Here is a 24,788-nt window from a genome sequence, read left to right on the forward strand (position 1 = left end):
GGGGACATCTCACGTGAAGACCACGATGATCACGAACAACATAGCCAACCCGCGGCGCACCACCCTCGCCCACCTCAAGGACACCGACGAACTCACCGCCGAGGCCCTCGAGACCGGTCACGAGACCCAGCTCCCGGAGCGGACCGCGAACCCGCGCCGTACCGTGCTCATGGACATCCCCGGCAGCGTCTGAGCGTCCCCGCCCGACCCTACCGCCAGAAGACCCCGGGACACCTTGCGAGAAGGTGTCCCGGGGTCTTCTGGCGTACGGGCGCGGTCAGCGCTGCCAGCTGTGCGCCGTGGGAAAGCCGTGCTGGCGCTCCAGCCGCCGCCAGGCCGCCCGGCTGCGCCCGGCCGCCGGGGCCGGCCGGCTGTGCGCCGCCGCGCGTGCGAGCAGCACGGCGGTGAGCGCGGCCAGCTCCTCCGGCTCCGCCAGGCCGCGCTCGAGCCGCACCAGGTTGGCCGGTGCGCCCGCGGGGGCCGCTGTCGTGGTCGTCGTCATCGTTCTCTCCGTCACTGAGGGGGGTTGCCGTGCTTGCGGGCGGGCAGGTCGGCGTGCTTGGTGCGGAGCATGGCCAGCGTCTCGATGAGCACCTGCCGGGTCTCGGCGGGGTCGATGACGTCGTCGACCAGGCCCCGCTCCGCCGCGTAGTAGGGGTGCATCAGCTCGGCCTTGTACTCCTTGACCATCCGGCTGCGCATCGCCTCCGGATCGTCGGCGGCGGCGATCTGCCTGCGGAAGACCACGTTGGCCGCGCCCTCCGCGCCCATCACCGCGATCTCGTTCGTCGGCCAGGCGTAGGTGACGTCCGCGCCGATGGACTGCGAGTCCATCACGATGTACGCGCCGCCGTACGCCTTCCGGAGCACCACCGAGACCCGCGGCACGGTGGCGTTGCAGTACGCGTAGAGCAGCTTGGCGCCGTGCCGGATGATGCCGCCGTGCTCCTGGTCGACACCGGGCAGGAATCCCGGCACGTCCAGCAGGGTCACCAGCGGGATGTTGAAGGCGTCGCACATCTGCACGAACCGGGCCGCCTTCTCGGACGCCTCGATGTCGAGCACGCCCGCCAGCGACTGCGGCTGGTTGGCGACGATGCCCACCACCTCGCCGTCCAGCCGGGCCAGTACGCACAGGACGTTGGTGGCCCAGCGCTCGTGGATCTCCAGGATCTCCCCGTCGTCCACCAGCTCCTCGATCACCGCCCGCATGTCGTAGGGCTGGTTGCCGTCGGCGGGCACCAGGTCCAGCAGCGCGTCGCAGCTGCGGCCGGCCGGATCGGTGGACTCCACCGAGGGCGGGTTCTCCCGGTTGTTGGCCGGCAGCACCGACAGCAGGTAGCGGACCTCCTCCAGCGCGCCGCGCTCGTCGTCGTAGACGAAGTGCGCCACCCCGGAGGTGCCCGCGTGCACGTCGGCGCCGCCCAGGCCGTTCTGCGTGACCTCGGCGCCGGTCACCGCCTGCACCACGTCCGGGCCCGTGATGAACATCTGCGAGGTCTCGCGCACCATGAACACGAAGTCCGTCAGCGCCGGCGAGTAGGCCGCGCCGCCCGCGCACGGACCCAGCATCACGGAGATCTGCGGGATGACCCCGGAGGCCCGGGTGTTGCGCTGGAAGATCCCGCCGTATCCGGCGAGGGCGGAGACACCCTCCTGGATACGGGCTCCCGCGCCGTCGTTCAGCGACACCAGCGGGGCGCCCGCCGCGATGGCCATGTCCATGATCTTGTGGATCTTCGCGGCGTGCGCCTCACCCAGCGCGCCGCCGAAGATGCGGAAGTCGTGCGCGTACACGAACACCGTCCGGCCGTGCACCAGGCCCCAGCCGGTCACCACACCGTCGGTGTAGGGCCGCTTCTCCTCCAGCCCGAACCCCGTCGCGCGGTGCCGGCGCAGCCCCTCCACCTCGCGGAAGGACCCCTCGTCGAGCAGCAGGTCGATCCGTTCCCGGACCGACAGCTTCCCCTTGGCGTGCTGCGCCTCCGTGGCCTTCTCGCTCGGCCCGCGGCGGGCCTGCTCCCGGAGAGCGTGCAGTTCGGCCACGCGGCCACGGGAGTCCTGAGACTGATCGGTCATGTATAGACCCTACGAAACCCACGCCCGCCACGCCGTCGTCAGATTCGTACAGTCTCCGCGCCCGATTCATGGCTGCGCTGGACAGAACCGCACCCCTGGACAGGTGCCAAGCGTGGAAGTCTCCCAGCCGGACGAAGGTGGGCTGTTGAGATCCCACAGGGCTCGCGAGGGAGCGCGGAGCCGCGCTCGCGCGACCCCGCGGTGCCCCCGTCATACGCTGCCCGGCGGGGTCAGCCCTGCCCGGCCTCGGCGTCCGGGGTCACCCCGGCCCGCAGCAGTCCGTAGGTGTAGGCGTCGTCGAGGGCCTGCCAGGAGGCGGCGATGACGTTGTCCGCGACACCGACGGTGGACCACTCGCTGCTGCCGTCACTGGTGGAGATCAGCACCCGCGTGGTGGATTCGGTGCCGTGCCTGCCCTCCAGGATGCGGACCTTGTAGTCCACCAGTTCCAGCCTGGCCAGCTGCGGGAAGATCCGCTCCAGCGCGACGCGCAGCGCCCGGTCCAACGCGTGTACCGGCCCGTTGCCCTCGCCCGTGGTGACGACCCGCTCCCCCTTGGCCCACAGCCGTACGGTCGCCTCGTTCGCGTGGGTGCCATCAGGACGGTCCTCGACGATGGCCCGCCAGGACTCCAGCCGGAAGAAGCCCGGCACCCGGCCGTACACCTCCTCCCGCAGCAGGAGTTCGAAGGAGGCGTCCGCCGCCTCGTACGAGTAGCCGCGCAGTTCCTGTGCCTTCACGCGCGCGACGATGCGGCCGACCAGTTCGCGGTCGCCCGTCAGGTCGTACCCCAGCTCCCGGCCCTTGAGCTCGACGGAGGCGCGGCCGGCCATGTCCGAGACGAGCATCCGCATGGAGTTGCCGACCAGCTCCGGGGAGATGTGCTGGTAGAGGTCCGGGTCCACCTTGATCGCGGAGGCGTGCAGGCCGCCCTTGTGGGCGAAGGCGGAGGTGCCGACGTAGGGCTGGTGGGTGGCGGGGGTCAGATTGACGACCTCGGCGATCGCGTGCGAGATCCTGGTCATCTCGGCGAGCGCGCCCTCGGGGAGCACCACGCGGCCCAGCTTGAGCTGGAGCGCGGCGACGACGGGGAAGAGGTTGGCGTTGCCGACGCGCTCCCCGTAGCCGTTGGCGGTGCACTGGACGTGGCTGGCCCCGGCGTCCACGGCGGCCAGGGTGTTGGCGACCGCGCAGCCGGTGTCGTCCTGCGCGTGGATGCCGAGCCGGGCGCCGGTCTCCGCCAGCACGGCCGCCACCACCTCCTGGATCTGGGCGGGGAGCATGCCGCCGTTGGTGTCGCAGAGCACCACGACCTCTGCTCCCGCCTCGTGCGCGGTGCGGACGACGTCGCTCGCGTAGCCGGGGTTGGCCCGGTATCCGTCGAAGAAGTGCTCGCAGTCGAGGAACACGCGGCGGCCCAGCCCCCGCAGGTGGGAGACGGTGTCCCGGATCATCCGGAGGTTCTCCTCCAGGGTGGTGCGCAGGGCCAGCTCGACGTGCCGGTCGTGGGACTTGGCGACCAGGGTGACCACGGGCGCGCCGGAGTCGGCGAGGGCGGCCACCTGCGGGTCGTCCGCGGCGCGCACTCCCGCCCGGCACGTGGCGCCGAAGGCGACGAGCTGGGCGTGCCGGAAGGGGATCTCGCTCCGTGCCCGCTGGAAGAACTCCGTGTCACGCGGGTTGGCGCCGGGCCAGCCGCCCTCGATGAAGCCGACGCCGAACTCGTCCAGGTGGCGGGCGATGGCCAGCTTGTCGGCGACGCTCAGGTTGATGCCCTCGCGCTGGGCGCCGTCGCGCAGCGTGGTGTCGAAGACATGGAAGTCGTCGCTGGGGACGTCCTTCGTCATAGTGGTCAAGCTCCTGTCGGGGTGAGCGAGGGATACGGAATTCCCGGCTCCACTTATCCCCATCATCCCGTGCGCTCCCGTCGTCCGGCTCGGTGGGCCGGAAAACGAAAAAACCCCTCGCGGGTGCGAGAGGTCTGCGCGCGGGTCTGGGACACGATGTCCACTGCCGCTGTGGATGGGTGCGGTCAGTGGTCACTGAGGACCGGCGCGCTGTCACCAATAATCATGGCGAACGGGAGCACGGTCGGATTCTGACACGATCCGGCCATCCTGTGCGGAACGGTCTCACGATGCGGAAGCGCCGGCGCTCGGCGGCTCCCCCGCACCGCCGCGTGCGGTGCGGGGGCAGCGCCGTGCGAAGGCGGCGGAGCTTCAGGCCAGCGTGTGCATCCAGCCGTGCGGATCGGGAGCCTGGCCGGTCTGGAGCGCCAGCAGTCGCTCACGCAGCTGCGTGGTGATGGCACCGGGCTGCCCGTCGCCGACGGTCCACTGCGCGGCGGCGGACTTCACCTGTCCGACCGGCGTGATCACCGCGGCCGTACCGCAGGCGAACACCTCGGTCAGGGTGCCGTCGGCGTTGCCCTCGCGCCAGTCGTCGGTGGAGATGCGGGTCTCCTCCGTGCCGTACCCCAGATCCCGGGCCATCGTCAGCAGCGAGTCACGGGTGATGCCCGGCAGCAGCGTGCCGGTCAGCTCCGGGGTGAGGATGGTCGCCTCGGGGCCCGACCCGCGCACGAAGCACAGGTTCATCCCACCCATCTCCTCGATCCAGCGGCGCTCCAGCGCGTCCAGCCAGACCACCTGGTCGCAGCCCTGCTCGGCCGCCTCGGCCTGGGCGACCAGCGAGGCGGCGTAGTTGCCGCCGGTCTTGGCCTCGCCCATGCCGCCCGGGGCCGCACGGACGTACTCCTGGGAGAGCCAGACCGAGACCGGCTTGACCCCGCGCGGGAAGTACGCGCCCGCCGGTGAGGCGATCACCATGAAGAGGTACTCCGCGGAGGGCCTCACGCCGAGCCCGACCTCGGTGGCGAACATGAACGGCCGCAGGTAGAGGGACTGCTCGGGCTCGCTCGGCACCCAGCCGCGGTCCTGCCGCACCAGGACGTCGCACGCCTCGATGAACGTCTCCACCGGAAGCTGCGGCATGCCCAGCCGGCGGGCGGAGTTCTGGAAGCGGCGGGCGTTGGCGTCGGGGCGGAACGTCGCCACCGAGCCGTCCGGCTGGCGGTACGCCTTGAGGCCCTCGAAGATCGTCTGCGCGTAGTGCAGCGTCATGTTCGCCGGGTCCACCTGGAGCGGCGCGTACGGCTGGAGCTGGGCGTCGTGCCAGCCGCGGCCCTCGGTCCACCTGATGGTGACCATGTGGTCCGTGAAGTGCCGGCCGAAGCCGGGGCTGAGCAGCAGCGCCTCGCGCTCCGCGTCGGACAGCGGCTGCGCCGAGGGCTTGAGGTCGAAATCGATTCGGGGCGTCGTCATGAGCGCGTCCTTCACTGAGTGTCTTGACGGACCGCGTCCCGCCGCCCGGTGTACTAGGACGTCCGAGCTTCTCGTCGCACTCCGGCCGGTCCCGAGTTCGATTATCGCTCGCTGGTGACCGGAAGACAGACGCGGGTGGCGGCCCTGCAATAGATGGTGACACCCAACCGCTCGGTTGCCCAGCGGCCGGGGTGGCGAGGCCCGGCCGGGCGCGCGGCCCGCGTCCGGACGGGTTCTCCGGGACGCGGCGCCGCGGCGGGCGGGCTCAGCCTGCTACTCGTACGGCGATCGCGTCGCCGGTCTGGGTGGTCGTACGGGCGCCGGAGCGCTCCGCCAGGTCGGCGGATACGGCGTCCTCGACGCGTACGGCCTCGGTCTCGTGGCCGAGGTGGCGCAGCAGCAGGGCGACGGAGAGGATCGTCGCGGTGGGGTCGGCCTTGCCGGTGCCCGCGATGTCCGGCGCGGAGCCGTGGACCGGCTCGAACATCGAGGGGAAGTCGCCCGCCGGATTGATGTTCCCGGATGCGGCGAGACCGATGCCGCCGGAGACCGCGGCGGCCAGGTCGGTAAGGATGTCGCCGAAGAGGTTGTCGGTGACGATCACGTCGAAGCGCGCGGGGTCGGTGACGAAGAAGATCGTCGCGGCGTCGACGTGCAGGTAGTCGGTGGTGACCTCGGGGTACTCCTGGCCCACCTTGTCGAAGAGATTCTTCCACAGGTGCCCCGCGTACACGAGCACGTTGTTCTTGTGCACGAGCGTCAGCTTCTTCCGCGGCCGGGCCGCGGCCCGGGCGTACGCGTCGCGGACGACGCGCTCCACGCCGTAGGCGGTGTTGAGGCTGACCTCGGTGGCGACCTCGGCCGGGGTGCCGGTGCGGAGGCTGCCGCCGTTGCCGACGTAGGGGCCCTCGGTGCCCTCGCGGACGACGACGAAGTCGATTTCGGGGCGGCCCGCCAGCGGCGTCGCCGTCTGCGGGAACAGCTTGGAGGGGCGCAGGTTCACGTAGTGGTCGAAGGCGAAGCGCAGCTTGAGCAGCAGCCCGCGCTCGAGGACCCCGGAGGGGACGGACGGGTCGCCGATGGCGCCCAGCAGGATCGCGTCATGCCTCTTGAGCCGCTCCAGCTCGGCGTCCGGGAGGGTCTCTCCGGTCGCGTGCCAGCGCCGCGCGCCGAGGTCGTAGCTCTCGGTCTCCAGCTTCACGTCCTGCGGGAGGACGGCGGTCAGGACCTTGAGTCCCTCGGCCACGACCTCCTGGCCGATTCCGTCACCGGGGATCACTGCGAGATTCAGGCTGCGCGACATGCTGCGGACCCTACCTCCCGTCCCAGGAGCTGACACCACCGGTCCACATCCCGGACGAACGACCTGCCGGACGGGTGTGCTTCACCGTGCCGACCGCCCGGAGTCTTCCAGAAGTTGGCCCCCGCTGGGAACTTCACCCCCATGGAGACACCACGGATGGGGATTCCGGAGCACCTCGCCGGGCGGATGAGCATGGCCGAGCAGCACGAGTACCTGCGCTCCCGCCTCTCCCGGCGCGGCGTACTGCGCGGCGGAGGCCTCACCGCGGCCGCGGCGCTCGGCGGCGGCGGGCTCGCGGCCTGCACCGCGGAAGGGGCGCGCGACGGCGGGCGCGGGCACACCCCGGCGCCCTCGTCGGTACGGGTGCTCGGCTCGCTGGTGGCGCCCTTCGGACGGCACCTGGCTTTCGGGGCCGATCCGCGGACCCAGATGCGGGTGTCCTGGCAGGTCCCCTTCGCGGTACGCAAGCCGTATCTGCGGGTGGGCACCGAACCGTGGGAGCTGAGCCGGAAGTTCGAGGCGGAGGTGCGCGCGCTGCGTACGCCCGCGCTCACGCCGGACCTCCCCGAGGTCGAGCAGTTCTACCTGCACGCCGCCCTGGACCACCTGCGGCCGGGCACGACCTACTACTACGGGGTCGGCCACGACGGTTTCGACCCCACCGCGGCCGAACGCCTCTCGACCCTGGGCTCCTTCAGCACCGCCCCGGCTCGCGGGAGCGAGCCGTTCGTCTTCACCGCCTTCGGCGACCAGGGCGTCAGCTACGCCGCGCTGGCGGGCGGACAGCAGCTGCTGGGCCAGAACCCCTCCTTCCACCTGCACGCGGGCGACATCTGCTACGCCGACGAGAGCGGCCAGGGCGAGAAGGGAGACACCTACGACGCGCGGGTGTGGGACCAGTTCCTCGCGCAGACGGAGCCGGTGGCGGCCCGGGTGCCCTGGATGGTGACGACCGGCAACCACGACATGGAGGCGTGGTACTCGCCGAGCGGCTACGGGGGCCAGGCCGCGCGCTGGTCCCTGCCGGACAACGGCCCCGACGCCGAGAACGCGCCCGGGGTCTACTCGTTCGTCTACGGCAACGTCGGGGTGGTCGCACTGGACGCGAACGACGTCTCGTACGAGATCCCCGCGAACCGGGGCTACACCGGCGGTGCGCAGACCCGCTGGCTCGACGCCCGGCTCGGCCGGCTGCGCGGCACACCCGGCATCGATTTCGTCGTGGTCTTCTTCCACCACTGCGCCTACTCCACGAGCACCCACGCCTCGGACGGCGGCGTACGGCAGGAGTGGGTGCCGCTCTTCGAGGAGCACCGGGTCGACCTGGTCGTCAACGGGCACAACCATGTCTACGAGCGCACCGACCCGCTCCGGCGCCACGAGCCGACGCGCGCACTGCCCGTCGGCGGCACCGTCGACCCCGCGCGCGAGGGCACCGTCTACGTCACGGCGGGCGGCGCGGGGCGGAAGCTCTACGACTTCCCCGTGCCGGACAGCTACGAGGGCCACGAGAGGGAGCGCGACCACGTCCGCACGTTCCACTGGACGAAGGACGGCGACCGCGAGCCGGACAGCGTCGAGTGGTCCAGGGTCCGCTACACCGGCTTCTCGTTCCTCGCGGTGGAGTCGCGGCCCGGCCGCAGGCCCGAACTGGAGGTCTCGGCGCTGGCGGAGTCGGGACGGCGCGTCGACCACTTCACCGTGCGCCGTACGTGACCGCCGGAGCCTGGCGGGCGGGGAGCGGGCGGCCGGGGAGCACCCCCGGGCACTCAGTGCCCGGTCGCGCCTCCGTTGTCCCGGCGGTCCAGGGCGCGCTGGAGGGCGGCGGCGGCGTTCCTGCGGTCGGCGTCCCGGCCGTCCCGGCCGTTGCGGATCGAGGTGTGGCGGGCGGCACGGCGGCGAGTGGTCTCGTCCATGGTCGGCAACTCCTTCTGCGCATGGCTTCACAAAGGCGGATTCAGCGCGCCGGAAGGGTGCGGGGGCGTGCGCTGCGGCGGGGGTCACCCGCGTGTGTCAGCGCGCCTGCTCCGCGTTCGCTCGATGGAGCGCGACGTTCGGCTTCCTCCACGGTAAGAGCTGGCGGAGGCGATGTCTCGTTTTTACTTGGGCTTCCTACTATCTGAGACGGCGAGCCCGGCCGGACTCATCCGAACGGGTGAATCGTCGCGCCCGGGAACGCCCGGGAACGCCCGGGAACGGTGCGGCACGGCCCCGCACGCGCTGGAGCCCGGCGCCCCCGGGCGGGGCGCCGGGCTCCAGCGGGTGCGAGAGTGGCGGGGTGCGTCACCCCATGTGCGGATAGCGGTAGTCGGTCGGCGCGACCTGGGTCTCCTTGATGGCACGGGGCGACATCCAGCGCAGCAGGTTGAACTTCGAGCCCGCCTTGTCGTTCGTCCCCGAGGCACGGGCGCCGCCGAACGGCTGCTGGCCCACGATCGACCCGGTCGGCCGGTCGTTCAGGTAGAAGTTGCCCGCCGCGAAGCGCAGCTTCTCCGACGCGGCGGCCAGCACCGCGCGGTCCTTGGCCAGTACCGCACCGGTGAGGGCGTAGGCGGAGGCCGACTCCATCTGGTCGAGCATGGCGTCGAAGTCGCCGTCCTCGTAGACGTGCACAGCGATGACCGGGCCGAAGTACTCGGTCTTGAAGACCTCGTCCTCCGGGTCGGTACAGGCGATCACCGTCGGCCGCACGAAGTAGCCGACCGAGTCGTCGTACGTGCCACCCGCGACGATCTCGCAGCTGGGGGTGGACCGCGCGCGGTCGATGGCGGCCTTGTTCTTGGCGAAGGCCCGGTCGTCGATGACGGCGCCGACGAAGTTCGACAGGTCGCTGACGTCGCCCATGGTCAGGCCGTCCACCTCGGCGGCCAGCTCCTCGCGCAGGCCCCCCTCCCACAGCGAGCGCGGGATGTACGCGCGGGAGGCGGCGGAGCACTTCTGCCCCTGGTACTCGAAGGCGCCGCGGGTGATCGCCGTCTTCAGCACCGCGGGGTCGGCGGTGGGGTGCGCGACGATGAAGTCCTTGCCGCCCGTCTCACCGACGATGCGGGGATAGGAGCGGTAGCCCGAGATGTTCTCGCCGACCGTCCGCCACAGGTGCTGGAAGGTGGCGGTCGAGCCGGTGAAGTGCACGCCCGCCAGCTCCGGGTGCGGCAGCGCGACCTCGGAGACCTCCAGGCCGTCGCCGGTGACCAGGTTGATCACACCCTTGGGCAGCCCGGCCTCCTCCAGCAGCTCCATCAGGAGGATGGCGGAGTGCGTCTGGGTGGGTGACGGCTTCCAGACGACCACGTTGCCCATCAGGGCGGGCGCGGTGGGCAGGTTGCCCGCGATGGCGGTGAAGTTGAAGGGCGTGATCGCGTAGACGAAGCCCTCCAGCGGCCGGTGGTCCAGCCGGTTCCAGACGCCCTTGGGCTGCATGGGGGGCTGCTCGGCCAGCAGTTCCCGCGCGAAGTGCACGTTGAACCGCCAGAAGTCGATCAGCTCGCAGGGGGCGTCGATCTCCGCCTGCTGGATCGTCTTGGACTGGCCCAGCATCGTGGAGGCGGCGATCGTCTCGCGCCACGGCCCGGACAGCAGTTCGGCGGCCTTGAGGATGATCGCGGCCCGGTCGTCGAAGGACAGGGCGCGCCAGGCCGGGGCGGCGGCCAGCGCGGCGTCGACCGCCTCCTGCGCGTCGTCGCGGGTGGCGTTGGCGTAGGTGCCGAGCACGGCCTTGTGGTTGTGCGGCTGCACGACGTCGAAACGTGCGCCGCCGCCCATCCGCTTCCGGCCGCCGATGGTCATCGGCAGGTCGACCGGGTTCTCGGCCAGCTCCTTGAGCTTTCGCTCGAGGCGGGCACGCTCCGCGCTGCCGGGCGCGTAGGTGTGCACCGGCTCGTTGTACGGGGCGGGGACGTGGGTCACAGCGTCCATGGCTGCCGTGTCTCCTTCGCGTTTCGAGGGTGTTCGGTGAGGAGGTTCAAAGGGGGGCGCCGCCGTCACGCGGTGGCGTACCGCTGCGCCGCCCGCCGCGGCCGGGCGTCAGCGGCGGCCGGCCAGCGCGCGCAGGAAGAACGCGAGGTTGGCCGGGCGCTCCGCGAGACGCCGCATGAAGTAGCCGTACCAGTCTGTGCCGTACGGGACGTACACGCGCATCCGGTGGCCCTCCGCCACCAGCCGGGCCTGCTCCGCCTCGCGGATGCCGAAGAGCATCTGGAACTCGTACTCGTCCTGCTTGCGGCCGTGCCGGCGGGCCAGCTCCTGCCCGATGGCCACCATCCGGGGGTCGTGGGAGCCGATCATGGGGTAGCCGTCGCCCGCCATCAGGATCTTCAGGCAGCGGACGTACGCCCGGTCGACCTCGCGCTTGTCCTGGAAGGCGACCTCGGCGGGCTCCCGGTAGGCGCCCTTGACCAGTCGCACCCGGGAGCCTTCCCCCGACAGGGCGCGGCAGTCGTCCTCGGTGCGGAAGAGGTAGGACTGCACGACCGCCCCGGTCTGCGGGAAGCGTCGGCGCAGATCGGCGAGGATGGCGAGGGTGGAGTCGACCGTGGTGTGGTCCTCCATGTCCAGGGTGACAGTGGTGCCGGAGGCCGCCGCGCTCTCCACCACCGGCAGGACGTTCTCGTAGGCGATGTCGTGGCCGCCCGGCAGCGCCTGCCCGAAGGCGGACAGCTTCACGGACATCTCGACGCGGGTGCCCAGGCCGCCGCCTTCCAGGGCGGCGCACAGCGCGAGGTAGGCGTCCCGGTTGCGCAGGGCCTCCGCCCGGTCGGTGATGTCCTCGCCCAGGTGGTCCAGGGTGACGTCCAGGCCGCGCTCCGTCAGGGCGTGGACGCTGCGCACCGACTGGTCGAGCCGCTCCCCGGCGATGAACCGGTCGACCACGGGGCGGGTGACCGGTGCGGCCGAGACGAGGCGGCGGATGCTGTCGCTGCGTGCGGCAGCCAGGAGCACGGGACCGAGCACGGGGCACCTCCGGGGGAATGAGCTGACGGCGGAGCGGCGACGCCGGACGGGCGGGCAGGCCGGCCGGGCTCCTGAGTGCAACCTAAGGACCCCGCCCGCCGAACGGCCATCGACAGCTGTCACGCATCTGTGTCCCCGATCTCAGACATCTGTATGAGAATGGTGGGGCGGAGCAGGCACAGGGCACGGGGAAGGGCGGGCACCGGATGCGCGAGGACTACCAGGAGCTGATCGACGAGGTCTCCACGCTCCTGGGCACCCCGGCGACGCTGGAGAACCGGGACTTCGGGCTGATCGCCTTCGGCGCGCACGAGGGCCCCGAAGACGGCCCCGACCCGGCCCTCGACCCGGTGCGCACCCGCTCGATCCTCCACCGCCGCTCGTCCGCGGCCGTACGGGAGTGGTTCGAGAGCTTCGGCATCACCCGCGCCACCGGGCCGGTACGCATCCCCGCCCCGGACCCGGGCGGACCGGGCGGCACCCCGCTCGATCCGGCGGTGGGCGTGGTGACGGGGCGGCTGTGCCTGCCGGTGCGCCACAACGGCGTGGTCTACGGCTACGTCTGGCTGCTGGACGACGGCGCGCTCGACCTGGCCGACCCGCGCCTGGCCCGGGCCGCCAGGACGGCGGACCGCATCGGGGGACTGCTGGCCGACGAGGCGCGGGCGGGAGCGCGTACGGGCGAGCTGCTCCGGGACCTGCTCGGCGGCTCCGGCGGCCGGGACGAGGTCACCGCCGAGCTGCGCACCGCGCTGGGGCCGACGGCGCGGGAACCGCTGGCGCTGGTGGCGGTGCTGCCGCGGCCGGACCAGCCCCACGGCGCGGCAGAGGGCGCCGAGCGGCGCGGCGGGCCGGGCGCCGCGCCCGCCGCCCGGGGCGGAGCGCCCCACCGCGCGGACGGCGCCCCGGCGGACGCCGCAACGGGGCGGGCGCCCGGCGCCGCCGGGCTGCCCAGCGTGGCGGCGAGCTGCGTGCTGCCCGCGACCGCCGACGGCGCGCCCGGCCCGGCGGCCGATACCGCCGGGCGGGGCGGTGCGGGGGGCCCGCTGGCCGTCCTGGTGCGCCTGCGGGCCCCGGACGAGCCGGCCCCGGCCCGCACGGTGGCGGAGCGCCTGCTGCGGACGACGCCGTCCGGGACGCTGGGCACGGCCGGGCTCAGCACCCCGGGCGTCGCGCTCACCGGGCTGGTCGCGGCCTGGCGGGAGGCGGTGGCCGCAGCCCGCGTCGCCCGCGCGGACCCGCGCCACGGGCCGGTCGCCGAGTGGGCGGCGCTCGGTCCCTACCGGCTGCTGACCGCGCTGCCCGCGCCCCTGGAGCCCGATCCGGCCGTACGGCCCCTGCTCGCCCCCGCGCAGCGCGAACTGGCGGGCACCGCCGAGGTGTTCCTCGACCACGCGGGCCAGGCCGGGCGTACGGCGGCGGAGCTGGGCATCCACCGGCAGACGCTCTACTACCGGCTCTCCCGCGTCGAGGCGCTGACGGGCCTCGACCTGCGGGCGGGCGGCGACCGCCTGCTGCTGCACATGGCACTCAAAGCCGCACGGCTCACCGGGAACGCCGCGTTCCGATGAGCCGTGCGGTGCCGCGCGCCGGGGGGAGCGCGCGACGCTTCACCCCAGGTGTGCGGCGGGCATGTCGCTCACCGGTGCCTGGGAGTCCCGCCGGGGCCGGGGGGTGTTCATCAGCAGGGAGATCAGCACGGCCGCGAGCAGGAGTACGGCGGTCGCCACCGCGTACCCCTTCGCGAAGCCGTCGACCAGCCCGTCCTTGAGCACCTCGGGAGTCGGCTTGCGGTCGGCGATGTAGTCGGCCGTCGCGCTGGTGGCGACGGTGTTCAGGAGGGCCGTGCCGATGGAACCGCCGATCTGCTGGGAGGTGTTGACCGTGGCCGAGGCGATACCCGCCTCCTCCGGGCCGACCCCGTACGTCGCGTAGTTCATCGCCGGGGCCATCACCAGGCCCATGCCCAGGCCGACGAGGATCTCGGCGGGCAGCACCCCGGCCGCGTACGAGGTGTCGGCCTCCAGTTGGGTGAGCCAGCCGGTGCCGCAGGCGACCAGCAGCAGGCCGGGCACCATGACCAGGCGCGGTGCCACCCGGGGCAGCAGGCGCGGGCCGAGACCGCCCGCGGAGATCAGCACGCCGCCGGTCAGCGGCAGGAAGGCGACACCGGTCAGGACCGCCGAGTACTCCTTGACCACCTGCATGTAGTAGGTGAGGAACAGGAACATCCCGAACATGCCGATCATCGAGAGCGCCACGGCGAGGTACGCGCTGCCGCGGGCGCGGTGCATCACCACCCGCAGCGGCAGCAGCGGCTGCGGGACCCGGGCCTGTACGAAGACGAAGAGACCGATCAGCACGGCCCCCAGCGTCAGCACGCCGACGACGAGCGGCGAGTCCCAGCCCTCGGACTCGGCCTCGCTGCATCCGAAGACCACGGACACCAGACCGGTCACGGCCAGGAAGACGCCGGGCAGGTCGAAGTGGGCGCGCCGGGTACCGCGGACGTCGGTGGGCAGCACGTACCATCCGAACGCGGCGACGATGGCGATCGGGATGTTGACGTAGAGGCACCAGCGCCAGTCGAGGTACTCGGTCAGCGCGCCGCCCACCACCAGGCCGACGGCGCCGCCGCCGCCCGCGACGGCGCCGAAGACGCCGAACGCCTTGGCGCGCTCGCCCGGCTCGGTGAAGCTCACCGACAGCAGCGACAGGGCGGCGGGCGCGAGCAGCGCGGCGAAGACGCCCTGGAGACCGCGGGCGGCGAGCAGCATGCCGAAGTTCGCCGCCGCACCGCCGAGCGCGGACGCCGCGGCGAAGCCGAACAGGCCGATCATGAAGACGCGCTTGCGGCCCGTGTAGTCGGCGATCCTGCCGCCGAGCAGCAGCAGGCTGCCGAACGCGAGCGTGTAGGCGGTGATGACCCACTGGCGGTCACCGTCGCTGATGTTCATCTCCGCCTGCGCGGAGGGCAGTGCGATGTTCACGATGGTGACGTCGAGAACGATCATCAGCTGCGCGAGGCCGATGAAGACGAGGGCGAACCAGCGCCGGGGATTGGCCTCCGGCGGCCGCGCCGCTTCGGTTGTGGACATGACACTGCCTTTCTCGTAATGCTCAGGTTCGGGAGCCCGTCGGGCCATGGGAGGTTCCGGGGCCGGGGCGCCGGGACGTCAGGGGTGTGGCGGGTGACGGGCGGGAGGCGGGAGAACGGAGGGGTGGGGTACGAGGGGTGCCGAGGTCGCCGGTGACGGGGCGCGGCGGGCGCCGGCCTACCGCTCGCGGCGCGCGGCCCCCGTGGCGACCGGCGAGCCGCCCACCATGCGCTCGCGGATGCGCCGGAACCAGCTGACGCCGATGGCCGGTCCGGGCAGGCGCTGCTCGCGCGGCCAGGCGGCCGACGGGCGCAGGCCGTCCAGGTAGATCTCCAACTGCCGGTGTGCGAGCGCGTCGTCCTCGGGGAACCGCCCGCCGGGCATCGGGCGCGTCAGCCGGATGATCATGAAGATGACGTCGCCCGGCACCACGTCGGCCCGCAGAAGTGCCGCCTCCTGCGCCCTGATGATCAGCTCCTGGAGCGGATCGACGGCGTCGGGAGCCTCGCCGAGCAGCCTGTTCAGCTCGATCCGGCCGTACAGCGAGGGCATCACGGCGCCGATCTTGAGGTCCAGCGCCGCGTGCATCGAGCGGCGCAAGGCCTCGAACGGATCGCGTTCCCGCTCCACCGAGCTGCTGATCGCCTGGTAGAGCCCCTGGAGGGTGCTGACCGCCACGGCCTGCACGAGATCCTCGCGGCTGGGGAACCGGCGGTAGAGGGTGGCGACACCCACACCCGCCCGGCGCGCGATCTCGTCGAGCGGGGCGTCCGGCCCCTCATGGACGAAGATCTGCCGGGCGGCCCGCAGGATCTGCTCACGGTTGTGCTGTGCGTCCGCGCGCATCTCACACCTCCAGAGGTGGCCGACATCGAAGCCCTAGGTGGATGAATTTCCTCCGCCTAGAACCACGGTAGGGGCCAAGTGGAGACTTTTCATCCGCGTAGGTCGAAGTGATAGACAAGTCGCCAGACCCGTTGCAGATGCCTCCCGGTAGTCGAACGGACACGCGGGAAATGCGTGCCGACCCGCACGGAATTGCCACCGCGGAAGCGGAGAACCGCCCGCCGGAAAAAGCAGAAAGGGCCCGGACCAGCGACAGTGCGCTGGTCCGGGCCCGCCCGGCGCGAAGGCCCGGCCCGGGGTCCCCGGTGTCAGTCCTGGAGGTTGACGCTGCGCGCCGAGGTGGCGCCGATCTCGTCGGCGATCTCCGTGAGCACGGCGGCGGGGATGGTGTCGTCCACCGTCAGCGCCACCAGCGCTTCGCCGCCGGCAGTGGCCCGCGAGACCTGCATGCCGGCGATGTTGATGCCCGCCTCACCCAGGATGCGGCCGACGGCGCCGACGACACCGGGCCGGTCGCCGTACCGCAGGAAGGCCATGTGGTCGGCGAGCGCGAGGTCGATGTCGTGCTCCCCCACCGCGACGATCTTCTGCTGGTGCCGGGGGCCGCTGAGTGTGCCGGAGACCGACACCTCCTCGCCGTCCCCCAGGGTGCCGCGCACGATCACCACGTTGCGGTGCTCGGCCGACTCGCTGGACGTGGTCAGCCGGACCTCCACGCCGCGCTCCTGCGCGAACAGCGGCGCGTTGACGTACGACACCGTCTCGTCCACGACGTCCTCGAAGACGCCCTTGAGGGCGGACAGCTCCAGCACCTTGACGTCGTGCTGGGTGATCTCGCCGTACACCTCGACATCGAGGCGGACGGCGACCCCGCTGGCCAGTGCGGTGAAGATCCGGCCCAGCTTCTCCGCGAGCGGCAGCCCCGGGCGCACGTCCTCGGCGATCACGCCGCCCTGGACGTTCACCGCGTCCGGCACCAGTTCGCCCGCCAGCGCGAGGCGGACCGAACGCGCGACCGAGACGCCCGCCTTCTCCTGCGCCTCACCGGTGGAGGCGCCCAGGTGCGGAGTGCACACGACCTGGTCGAACTCGAACAGCGGCGAGTCCGTGCACGGCTCCGAGGAGTAGACGTCCAGGCCCGCGCCCGCGACCCGGCCCTCCTTGAGCGCCGACGCCAGCGCCGCCTCGTCCACGATGCCGCCGCGCGCGGCGTTCACGATGCGGACGCTGGGCTTCACCTTGTGCAGCGCCTCGTCCCCGATCAGACCGAGCGTCTCGGGGGTCTTGGGCAGGTGGACGGTGACGAAGTCGGAGACCTCGAGCAGCTCGTCCAGGCTGAGCAGCTTGACGCCCATCTGCGCCGCCCGCGCGGGCTGCACGTAGGGGTCGTAGGCCACGATCTTCATGCCGAAGGCGGACATCCGCTGCGCGACCAGCACGCCGATGCGGCCCAGGCCGACGACGCCGAGCGTCTTCTCCGCCAGCTCGACACCCGTGTACTTGCTGCGCTTCCACTCGCCGTTCTTCAGCGCGGTGTTGGCCTGCGGGATGTTGCGCGCCGTGGCGACGAGCAGGCCGCAGGCCAGCTCGGCGGCCGTGACGATGTTGGAGGTCGGGGCGTTGACCACCATGACACCGGCCTTGGTGGCCGCCGGCACGTCGACGTTGTCGAGGCCGACCCCGGCGCGCGCCACGACCTTGAGCCTGCGGGCCGCCGCGATGGCCTCGCCGTCCACCTTGGTGGCGCTGCGCACCAGGATGGCGTCGACGTCGGCGATGGCCGAAAGCAGCTCCGCCCGGTCGGCGCCGTTGCAGTGGCGGATGTCGAAGTCCGGTCCGAGCGCGTCGACCGTGGCGGGCGACAGCTCTTCGGCGATGAGTACTACGGGCTTGCTCACTGGGTCTCAGTCCTCACTTGTCCTGTGCGGACGGCCGCGTCCCGACGGCCGAAGGCGGTGGGTTGGCAGCCGCGTGGAGACGCACGACGCTGTGAGCCTGTGACGCGCTTGTGCTGGGCAGTGTATCCACCGGGCGCGGGTCGTACCGCCCCTTCCGGGCATTGATCACCCGACCGTGGCGCCGTACGTCCCGGGGCGGGCGGTGGCGGACCGCTGCCGCGGTCCGCCACCGGCCGACAGAGCTGTCAGGCGTCGTTGTCGACCCAGCTCATGAGCTTGCGGAGCTTCTTGCCGGTGGTCTCCAGCAGGTGGTCCTCGTCGGCCTTCTTGTACGTCTTGTAGTTCGGCAGGCCGGCGTCGTACTCCTTCATCCAGTTGTGCGCGAAGGTGCCGTCCTGGATCTCGCCGAGGACCTTCTTCATCTCGGCCTTGGTCTGGTCGTTCACGATGCGGGGACCGGTGACGTAGTCGCCCCACTCCGCCGTCTCCGAGACGGACCAGCGCATCTTCTCCAGGCCACCCTCGTACATGAGGTCGACGATCAGCTTCAGCTCGTGCAGGCACTCGAAGTAGGCGATCTCCGGCTGGTAGCCCGCCTCGACCAGGGTCTCGAAAGCAGCCTTGACCAGGGCCGAGGTGCCGCCGCAGAGGACCGCCTGCTCGCCGAAGAGGTCGGTCTCGGTCTCCTCGGTGAAGGTGGTCTTGATGACACCGGCCCGCGTGCCGCCGATGGCCTTGGCGTAGGAGAGCGCCAGCTCGAACGCCTTGCCGGTGGCGTCCTGCTCGACGGCGGCGATACAGGGCACGCCGCGCCCCTCCTCGTACTGGCGGCGGACCAGATGGCCCGGACCCTTCGGGGCGACCATGCAGACGTCGACACCGGCCGGGGGCTTGATGAAGCCGTAGCGGATGTTGAGGCCGTGGCCGAAGAAGAGCGCGTCGCCGTCCTTGAGGTTCGGGGCGATCGACTCCTCGTACACCTTGCCCTGGATCGGGTCCGGGACCAGGACCATGACCACGTCGGCTTCCTTGACCGCCTCGGCCGTGGTGGTGACCTTCAGGCCCTGCTCCTCGGCCTTCGTACGGGACTTGGAGCCCTCGTGCAGGCCCACCCGGACGTCGACACCCGAGTCGCGCAGGGACAGCGCGTGGGCGTGGCCCTGGCTGCCGTAGCCGAGCACCGCGACCTTGCGGCCCTGGATGATCGACAGGTCGGCGTTTTCGTCATAGAACAGCTCGGCCACTTCTCTGAACTCCTTGATTCGTTGTGCGTGAGTCGGTGCGGTGCGTAGGGGGCTTCGGCGCGGTGCGGTCAGGCACTGCGTTCGAGCGCCCGCAGGGAACGGTCGGTGATGGAGCGCGCGCCGCGCCCGATGGCGATGGTGCCTGACTGCACCAGCTCCTTGATGCCGTACGGCTCCAGCATCTTCAGCATCGCCTCGAGCTTGTCACTGCTCCCGGTGGCCTCGATGGTGACGGCCTCCGGCGCCACGTCGACCGTCTTGGCGCGGAAGAGCTGGACGATCTCGACGATCTGGGAGCGGGTCGCGTTGTCGGCCCGCACTTTCACCAGAACGAGTTCGCGCTGGACGGCCGATCCGGGCTCCAGCTCGACGATCTTCAGGACGTTGACCAGCTTGTTGAGCTGCTTGGTGACCTGCTCCAGCGGAAGGTCCTCGACATTGACCACGATGGTGATGCGGGAGATGTCGGGGTGTTCGGTGACACCGACCGCGAGGGAGTCGATGTTGAAGCTGCGCCGGGAGAAGAGCGCGGCGACCCGGGCGAGGATTCCCGGTGTGTTCTCCACCAGGACGGAGAGCGTGTGCTTGGACATCTGTCGTGGATCTCCGATTCCTCAGTCGTCGCTGTCGCCGAAGTCGGGCCGGACGCCGCGCGCCGCCATGACTTCGTCGTTGGAGGTGCCCGCCGCGACCATCGGCCAGACCATCGCGTCCTCGTGGACGATGAAGTCGACCACGACCGGGCGGTCGTTGATGGAGTTGGCCTTCTCGATCACCGCGTCCAGCTGGGCCGGATCTTCGCAGCGGATGCCCACGCAGCCCATCGCCTCGGCCAGCTTGACGAAGTCCGGGACACGGGTGCCCTTGAGCGGCGGCTCGCCGTCGGCGTCCGGGCCCGTCCCGCCGCCCGAGCTGAGCACGGTGTTGGAGTAGCGCTGGTTGTAGAAGAGGGTCTGCCACTGGCGGACCATGCCGAGCGCGCCGTTGTTGATGATCCCGACCTTGATCGGGATGTTGTTGAGCGCGGCGGTCACCAGCTCCTGATTGGTCATCTGGAAGCAGCCGTCGCCGTCGATCGCCCAGACCGTGCGGTCCGGGGCACCGACCTTGGCGCCCATCGCGGCGGGCACCGCGTATCCCATGGTGCCCAGGCCGCCGGAGTTGAGCCAGGTGGCGGGCTCGTCGTACTCGATGAAGTGCGCGGCCCACATCTGGTGCTGGCCCACGCCTGCGGCGAAGACGGTGCCCTCCGGGGCGAGCTTGCCGATCCGCTCGATGACCTGCTGCGGGGAGAGCGAGCCGTCGTCGGGCAGGTCGTAGCCCAGCGGGTAGGTCTCGCGCCAGCGGTTCAGCTGCTTCCACCAGTCGGTGTAGTCGCCCCTGCGGCCCGCCTCGTACTCCGACTGGACCGCGACGATCAGGTCGGCGATGACCTCGCGCGCGTCACCGACGATGGGCACGTCGGCCGCGCGGTTCTTGCCGATCTCGGCCGGGTCGATGTCGGCGTGCACGATCTGCGCGTACGGGGCGAAGGAGTCGAGCTTCCCGGTCACCCGGTCGTCGAAGCGGGCGCCCAGGGCGACGATCAGGTCGGACTTCTGGAGCGCCGTGACGGCGGCGACGGTGCCGTGCATGCCGGGCATGCCCAGATGCTGCGGGTGGCTGTCCGGGAAGCCGCCGATGCCCATCAGCGTCGTCACCACGGGAGCGCCGGTCAGCTCGGCCAGCACCTTCAGCTCGGCGGTGGCGCGCGCCTTGAGCACACCGCCGCCGACGTAGAGCACCGGCCGGGCGGCCTCGCCGATCAGCTTGGCCGCCTCGCGGATCTGCTTGGCGTGCGGCTTGGTCACCGGCCGGTATCCGGGCAGGTCCTGCTGCGGCGGCCAGGAGAAGGGCGCGCGGTTTTGGAGGGCGTCCTTGGCGATGTCGACGACGACCGGGCCGGGGCGGCCGGTGGAGGCGATGTGGAACGCCTCCGCGATGGTCCGGGGGATGTCGGCGGCCTCGGTGACCAGGAAGTTGTGCTTGGTGATCGGCATCGAGATGCCGCAGATGTCGGCTTCCTGGAAGGCGTCGGTGCCGATGGAGCGGGAGGCCACCTGGCCGGTGATCGCGACGAGCGGGACGGAGTCCATGTGCGCGTCGGCGATGGGGGTGACGAGGTTGGTGGCACCGGGACCCGAAGTGGCCATGCACACACCGACCTTGCCGGTCGCCTGTGCGTATCCCGTGGCCGCGTGGCCCGCGCCCTGCTCGTGGCGCACCAGGACGTGGCGCACCTTGGCGGAGTCCATCATCGGGTCGTACGCGGGAAGGATCGCTCCGCCGGGGATGCCGAATACGGTGTCGGCGCCGATCTCCTCGAGCGAACGGATGAGGGACTGGGCGCCCGTCATGTGCTCGACTCGGCCCGGTGCGGCCTGTTGCTGTGATCCGCCGGTACGGGCCCGCGGCTGAGGTTTGGGGGCCCCGGTGGCCTGCTCGGTCATCGGCTGTCTCTTCTCGGAGAGTGAAGGTTGACGCTCGTTTTGTACGGTTGGTGTCGTTCGTGGCCCGAATCCCGGGTGGCGCCGGGGCATCGGTGCAACAAAAAACCCCCCGTGCCGCGAGGCAAGCGAGGGGAGCGCGTCGCTGGTGATCGGGGGGTGAGAGCAGCCCCGGGTCAGCGGACGCGCTGTCCAAGTACGAGAATTCGGGTGCGCATGACATTGACCTTCCTCCGAGCGGCCTGTAGGTGTCAAGCGGGTGGGACGGACGTCTCACTATTTGGGCGCATCGCGGGTGGTCCGACCTGGTCGGACGCCGGATTCCCCGCACGCCGCGCGGACAGCGAGCCCGCGACCACCACGGAGCGGCCGTTGCTCCCGCTCCCGCCTGCGCCGCCGCTCCCGCCGTGCTCCACCGGCTCCGCACCGCGCCCGGGCACCGGGAACCCGCCGCCGGCCAGCGCGCGGCGCAGGCGGTGCTCGTCCAGCGCTTCGGAGAACGCGGCACCCTGGCCGTGCGTACAGCCCATCGCGCGCAGGACGGAGACCTGCTCGGGCAGGTCGACGCCGTCCGCGACCGAGGACAGGCCCAGGTCACCCGCGATGCGGAGCAGCCCTGCGGTGATCTTGCGCAGCCGCACGGACTCGGCGATGCCGTCGACCAGGCCGCGGTCGAGTCGCAGCAGGTCCAGGGGAAGCCGCCGGAGTGCGGCCATGGCCGCGTACCCGCTGCCGAAGCCGTCCAGCGCGATGCCCACGCCGAGACCGCGCAGCCCGGTGAGGCGCTGCTCCAGCTCGTCCAGGGGTATGCGCGGGTCGCTGTCGGAGAGCTCCAGGATCAGGCCGCCGGGCGGCAGTCCGTGCCGCTCCAGCAGCGTCTCGACCGTCCCGAGCCCGAGGGCGCGGTGGGTCAGCCGGCCGGCCGACAGGCGTACGGTCACCGGCGCGTCGAACCCGGCCCGGTGCCGGGCCGCGGCCTGCGCCACCGCCTCCTCCAGCAGCCAGGCGCTCATCTCGGACGCGCGGTCGCCCTGCGGCTCGGTGCCGTGCGCGCCGTCGGGGCGGAGAAACTCCGCGGGGGTGAAGAGTATGCCCTGGGCGGAACGCCATCTGGCCTGTGCCGTCACAGCGGTGACCACGCCGCTGGCCAGCTCGATCACCGGCTGGTGCAGCAGGGTGAACTCACCGCGGTGCAGCGCGCTGCGCAGCTTGGTCGCCTGCTCGGTCCGGCGGGCCACGTCCCCCTGCATCTGCGGCGCGTAGAGCTTCACCTGCGCCTTGCCCGCCTGCTTCGCGCGGTACATGGCGAGGTCGGCGTTGCGCATGAGCCCGGCCGGGGAGATGCCCGGCTCGGCGAAGGCGATGCCGATGGAGGCGGCGACGCGCACCACGGTGCCCTCCACCCGGTAGGGCTCGGAGAGGGTGAGGCGGAGCCGGTCCGCGATCTCGCGGACGCGGGCGTCGCGGGCTCCCGGGGAGCGGGCGTGTCCGTCGCCCAGGATGAGGGCGGCGAACTCGTCTCCCCCCAGCCTCGCCGCGGTGTCCCCCGCCCGGACGGAGTCCTGGAGGCGCCGGGCGGCCTGGATGAGGAGTTCGTCACCCGCCTGGTGCCCCACCGTGTCGTTGACCGCCTTGAAGCCGTCCAGGTCGATGAAGAGGACCGCGGACTCGCTGTCGCCGCCCCGCCGGCCGCTGAGGGCCTGGCGGACCCGCTCGGTGAACAGGGCCCGGTTGGGCAGGTCGGTCATCGGGTCGTGCGAGGCGTTGTGCTGCAACTGGGCCTGGAGGCGCACGCGTTCCGTCACGTCGCGGCTGTTGAAGATGAGGCCGCCGTGATAGCGGTTCACCGTGGACTCGACGTTCAGCCAGTGGCCCGCGCCGTGCCGGATGCGGCACTCGATGCGGGTGGAGGGCTCGGTGGTGGCCGGGGTGGCCAGGAACCGGCGCACCTCGTGCAGGACGCGGGCGAGATCCTCCGGGTGGATGAGTGAGGCCAGTTCGGTGCCGACGAGGCAGTCGCCGTCCCGCCCGTAGACGCCGGAGGCGGCGGGTGAGACGTAGCGCAGCGCCCCGCTGGCCGCGGCGATCATGATGACGTCGCTGGAGCCCTGGACAAGGGAGCGGAAGTGGTTCTCCTTCTGGGCCAGCTCGTGCGTGAGCGAGATGTTGTCGACGAGCATGATGCCCTGGCGTACGACGAGGGCGAGCACGACGGTGCAGCCGGTGAACAGGACGACGCGGTCGATCTCCCGGCCGTGTATCGAGTTGTAGATGATGCCCAGCGTGCAGACGGCGGCGGCGAGGTAGGGGGTGAGCGCCGCGAGCGAGCCCGCCACGGGGCGCCCCGCCGGCGTGGGCCGGGGCTCGCGGGCCTTCCCCCGGGCGGCGGCCCGCGGCGGCGCGGCGGCCGAAGCTGCGGGCGCCGGGGCGGTCGGAGGCGCCGAGGGGGCGCTCGCGGGGTGCCCGTGCTCCGACGCGGGCTCGGCCGGACCGAAGGGCGCCTCCTGACGCACCCGCACGCGGTCGGCGGAGCGGCGCCAGGGCGTGGAGCGGCCGGCCCAGGGCGCGTAGGCGAGCAGCAGCGACCCGGCGAACCAGCCTGCGTCGAGGAGCTGCCCGGAGTGGTAGCTCTCGCGGATCGAGGGGAAGGCGAACATCGCGTCGCACAGCACCGTCAGAGCCAGTGCGCCGATCGCGGTGTTGACCGCGGGGCGCCCGGCCGTCGAGCGGCGGAAGTGCAGCGCGAGGACCATGGTGACCAGCACGATGTCCAGCAGCGGATAGGCGAGGCTCAGCGCCGCGCGGGCCACCGTCGCGTCCCGCCAGGCGGCGATGTGGACGAGCGCCAGCGACCAGGAGAGGGTCAGCAGCGATCCGCCGATGAGCCAGGCGTCCAGCCCGAGGCAGATCCAGCCGGAACGGGTCAGCGGACGCTTGGCGAACACCAACAGGCTGATGATGGCGGGCGGAGCGAACAGCAGGAAGCACCAGTCGGCGATCGAGGTGCGCGGGACCGGCTGGCCCAGCACCAGTTCGTACCAGCCCCAGACGGCGTTGCCGAGCCCCGCCATGGCGGAGGAGAGACCGAAGAGGAACCAGGCGGGCCGTAAGCGGTCGCCCGGGTGGACATGGGCGTACCACAGGCAGGAGGCGGCGGCGAGCAGCGCCGCCGCACTGAGCCCGAAGTCGCCCATGACCAGCGAGAGCGTCTCGGAGCCCCAGTTGAAGGCCGCGCCTGTGGCGTACGCGCCGCAGAAGGCGGCCAGTACGAGCTGCGGGACCACACTGCCGGACGCCGCGCCGTACCAGGGCCGGCCCGGCGCCCCGCCCGCACGCGGCGGCGTGCACCGCGACCGGGGCGGGGCCACCGGGGCGGCGGGCGCGGACGGCGGCTGCGAGGCCCAGCAGCTGTTGCGGGGGACCGCCCCCTGGGCACTCATGGCGCCTCCCGGGACGGACCGGGCCGGTGTCCGGATGTGCCGTGCAGGCCGCACCACGCATGACGCGTTCTGCGGTGTGTCCGTTGGCCGCGCATTCGCCCTCAGCCCCCCTCGTGTCCTG

The 24,788-nt window shown here is 71.8% G+C and carries 18 protein-coding genes; 3 read left to right on the forward strand and 15 right to left on the reverse strand.

Translation table 11 applies throughout. The features are described from left to right. Window positions 1-13 precede the first annotated feature (13 nt). A complete protein-coding gene (locus H299_RS0130195; protein WP_027751484.1) occupies window positions 14-193 on the forward strand; it encodes a hypothetical protein in 180 nt (59 codons plus the stop codon). Between the two features lie 84 nt (window positions 194-277). Here the strand turns inward: H299_RS0130195 and H299_RS0130200 are convergent, their stop codons facing one another. From H299_RS0130200 to H299_RS0130220, 5 genes are all read right to left on the reverse strand, one after another. After that, complete coding sequence (locus H299_RS0130200) at window positions 278-502, reverse strand: acyl-CoA carboxylase epsilon subunit (RefSeq protein WP_027751485.1); 225 nt, start codon at window positions 500-502, stop codon at window positions 278-280. Between the two features lie 11 nt (window positions 503-513). Next, window positions 514-2,079 carry an acyl-CoA carboxylase subunit beta gene (locus H299_RS0130205; protein WP_027751486.1) on the reverse strand — a complete coding sequence of 522 codons (1,566 nt, stop codon included), beginning with the start codon at window positions 2,077-2,079 and terminating at the stop codon, window positions 514-516. A gap of 230 nt (window positions 2,080-2,309) precedes the next feature. Continuing rightward, on the reverse strand, window positions 2,310-3,926 hold the full coding sequence (gene cimA, locus H299_RS0130210; protein WP_037761448.1) for a citramalate synthase: 1,617 nt from the start codon (window positions 3,924-3,926) through the stop codon (window positions 2,310-2,312). Between the two features lie 372 nt (window positions 3,927-4,298). Next, window positions 4,299-5,402, reverse strand: coding sequence for a branched-chain amino acid aminotransferase (locus H299_RS0130215; protein ID WP_027751488.1), 1,104 nt, complete (start codon window positions 5,400-5,402; stop codon window positions 4,299-4,301). A gap of 265 nt (window positions 5,403-5,667) precedes the next feature. Beyond that, on the reverse strand, window positions 5,668-6,705 hold the full coding sequence (locus tag H299_RS0130220; RefSeq protein ID WP_027751489.1) for a 3-isopropylmalate dehydrogenase: 1,038 nt from the start codon (window positions 6,703-6,705) through the stop codon (window positions 5,668-5,670). Window positions 6,706-6,846: 141 nt separating this feature from the next. Between H299_RS0130220 and H299_RS0130225 the strand changes: the two genes are divergently transcribed. Then, on the forward strand, window positions 6,847-8,421 hold the full coding sequence (locus tag H299_RS0130225; protein ID WP_027751490.1) for a purple acid phosphatase family protein: 1,575 nt from the start codon (window positions 6,847-6,849) through the stop codon (window positions 8,419-8,421). A 53-nt stretch (window positions 8,422-8,474) separates the two neighbouring features. Here H299_RS0130225 and H299_RS40055 read toward each other — a convergent pair whose 3' ends face one another. From H299_RS40055 to H299_RS0130240, 3 genes are all read right to left on the reverse strand, one after another. Continuing rightward, entirely contained in the window at window positions 8,475-8,621 is a 147-nt protein-coding gene (locus H299_RS40055) for a hypothetical protein (RefSeq protein ID WP_199782529.1), read from the reverse strand. A gap of 367 nt (window positions 8,622-8,988) precedes the next feature. Further along, a complete protein-coding gene (gene pruA, locus H299_RS0130235) occupies window positions 8,989-10,620 on the reverse strand; it encodes an L-glutamate gamma-semialdehyde dehydrogenase (RefSeq protein ID WP_027751491.1) in 1,632 nt (543 codons plus the stop codon). Window positions 10,621-10,728: 108 nt separating this feature from the next. Further along, window positions 10,729-11,655 carry a proline dehydrogenase family protein gene (locus tag H299_RS0130240; RefSeq protein ID WP_027751492.1) on the reverse strand — a complete coding sequence of 309 codons (927 nt, stop codon included), beginning with the start codon at window positions 11,653-11,655 and terminating at the stop codon, window positions 10,729-10,731. 206 nt (window positions 11,656-11,861) lie between these two features. On the opposite strand from H299_RS0130240, the gene H299_RS0130245 reads away from it, so the two are divergent. Further along, window positions 11,862-13,226, forward strand: a complete 1,365-nt coding sequence (locus H299_RS0130245; RefSeq protein WP_027751493.1) for a helix-turn-helix domain-containing protein — start codon at window positions 11,862-11,864, stop codon at window positions 13,224-13,226. Between the two features lie 39 nt (window positions 13,227-13,265). Here H299_RS0130245 and H299_RS0130250 read toward each other — a convergent pair whose 3' ends face one another. The 7 genes from H299_RS0130250 to H299_RS37040 form a co-directional block, all read right to left on the reverse strand. Beyond that, on the reverse strand, window positions 13,266-14,753 hold the full coding sequence (locus H299_RS0130250; protein ID WP_027751494.1) for an MFS transporter: 1,488 nt from the start codon (window positions 14,751-14,753) through the stop codon (window positions 13,266-13,268). Window positions 14,754-14,930: 177 nt separating this feature from the next. Next, window positions 14,931-15,599 (reverse strand): TetR/AcrR family transcriptional regulator, encoded by a 669-nt coding sequence (locus tag H299_RS37035; protein ID WP_051262988.1) that lies wholly within the window; start codon window positions 15,597-15,599, stop codon window positions 14,931-14,933. 308 nt (window positions 15,600-15,907) lie between these two features. Then, complete coding sequence (serA, locus tag H299_RS0130260; protein WP_027751495.1) at window positions 15,908-17,497, reverse strand: phosphoglycerate dehydrogenase; 1,590 nt, start codon at window positions 17,495-17,497, stop codon at window positions 15,908-15,910. 245 nt (window positions 17,498-17,742) lie between these two features. Further along, on the reverse strand, window positions 17,743-18,741 hold the full coding sequence (gene ilvC, locus H299_RS0130265; protein ID WP_027751496.1) for a ketol-acid reductoisomerase: 999 nt from the start codon (window positions 18,739-18,741) through the stop codon (window positions 17,743-17,745). Between the two features lie 68 nt (window positions 18,742-18,809). Then, window positions 18,810-19,334, reverse strand: a complete 525-nt coding sequence (gene ilvN / locus H299_RS0130270; RefSeq protein ID WP_027751497.1) for an acetolactate synthase small subunit — start codon at window positions 19,332-19,334, stop codon at window positions 18,810-18,812. Window positions 19,335-19,355: 21 nt separating this feature from the next. Further along, window positions 19,356-21,230: an acetolactate synthase large subunit gene (locus tag H299_RS0130275; protein WP_027751498.1), complete on the reverse strand. Its 1,875-nt coding sequence runs from the start codon at window positions 21,228-21,230 to the stop codon at window positions 19,356-19,358. 248 nt (window positions 21,231-21,478) lie between these two features. Continuing rightward, window positions 21,479-24,667, reverse strand: a complete 3,189-nt coding sequence (locus H299_RS37040) for an EAL domain-containing protein (RefSeq protein WP_078513161.1) — start codon at window positions 24,665-24,667, stop codon at window positions 21,479-21,481. Between the last annotated feature and the right edge of the window lie 121 nt (window positions 24,668-24,788).

The sequence above is a fragment of the Streptomyces sp. CNH287 genome, assembly GCF_000424825.1.

What these genes read in the sequence shown, in the direction of transcription:
- H299_RS0130200 (WP_027751485.1), bottom strand. Translation starts at nt 502, where the DNA reads ATGACGACGACCACGACAGCGGCCCCCGCGGGCGCACCGGCCAACCTG.
- H299_RS0130205 (WP_027751486.1), bottom strand. Translation starts at nt 2,079, where the DNA reads ATGACCGATCAGTCTCAGGACTCCCGTGGCCGCGTGGCCGAACTGCAC.
- cimA (WP_037761448.1), bottom strand. Translation starts at nt 3,926, where the DNA reads ATGACGAAGGACGTCCCCAGCGACGACTTCCATGTCTTCGACACCACG.
- H299_RS0130215 (WP_027751488.1), bottom strand. Translation starts at nt 5,402, where the DNA reads ATGACGACGCCCCGAATCGATTTCGACCTCAAGCCCTCGGCGCAGCCG.
- H299_RS0130220 (WP_027751489.1), bottom strand. Translation starts at nt 6,705, where the DNA reads ATGTCGCGCAGCCTGAATCTCGCAGTGATCCCCGGTGACGGAATCGGC.
- H299_RS0130225 (WP_027751490.1), top strand. Translation starts at nt 6,847, where the DNA reads ATGGAGACACCACGGATGGGGATTCCGGAGCACCTCGCCGGGCGGATG.
- H299_RS40055 (WP_199782529.1), bottom strand. Translation starts at nt 8,621, where the DNA reads ATGGACGAGACCACTCGCCGCCGTGCCGCCCGCCACACCTCGATCCGC.
- pruA (WP_027751491.1), bottom strand. Translation starts at nt 10,620, where the DNA reads ATGGACGCTGTGACCCACGTCCCCGCCCCGTACAACGAGCCGGTGCAC.
- H299_RS0130245 (WP_027751493.1), top strand. Translation starts at nt 11,862, where the DNA reads ATGCGCGAGGACTACCAGGAGCTGATCGACGAGGTCTCCACGCTCCTG.
- H299_RS0130250 (WP_027751494.1), bottom strand. Translation starts at nt 14,753, where the DNA reads ATGTCCACAACCGAAGCGGCGCGGCCGCCGGAGGCCAATCCCCGGCGC.
- H299_RS37035 (WP_051262988.1), bottom strand. Translation starts at nt 15,599, where the DNA reads ATGCGCGCGGACGCACAGCACAACCGTGAGCAGATCCTGCGGGCCGCC.
- ilvN (WP_027751497.1), bottom strand. Translation starts at nt 19,334, where the DNA reads ATGTCCAAGCACACGCTCTCCGTCCTGGTGGAGAACACACCGGGAATC.
- H299_RS0130275 (WP_027751498.1), bottom strand. Translation starts at nt 21,230, where the DNA reads ATGACCGAGCAGGCCACCGGGGCCCCCAAACCTCAGCCGCGGGCCCGT.
- H299_RS37040 (WP_078513161.1), bottom strand. Translation starts at nt 24,667, where the DNA reads ATGAGTGCCCAGGGGGCGGTCCCCCGCAACAGCTGCTGGGCCTCGCAG.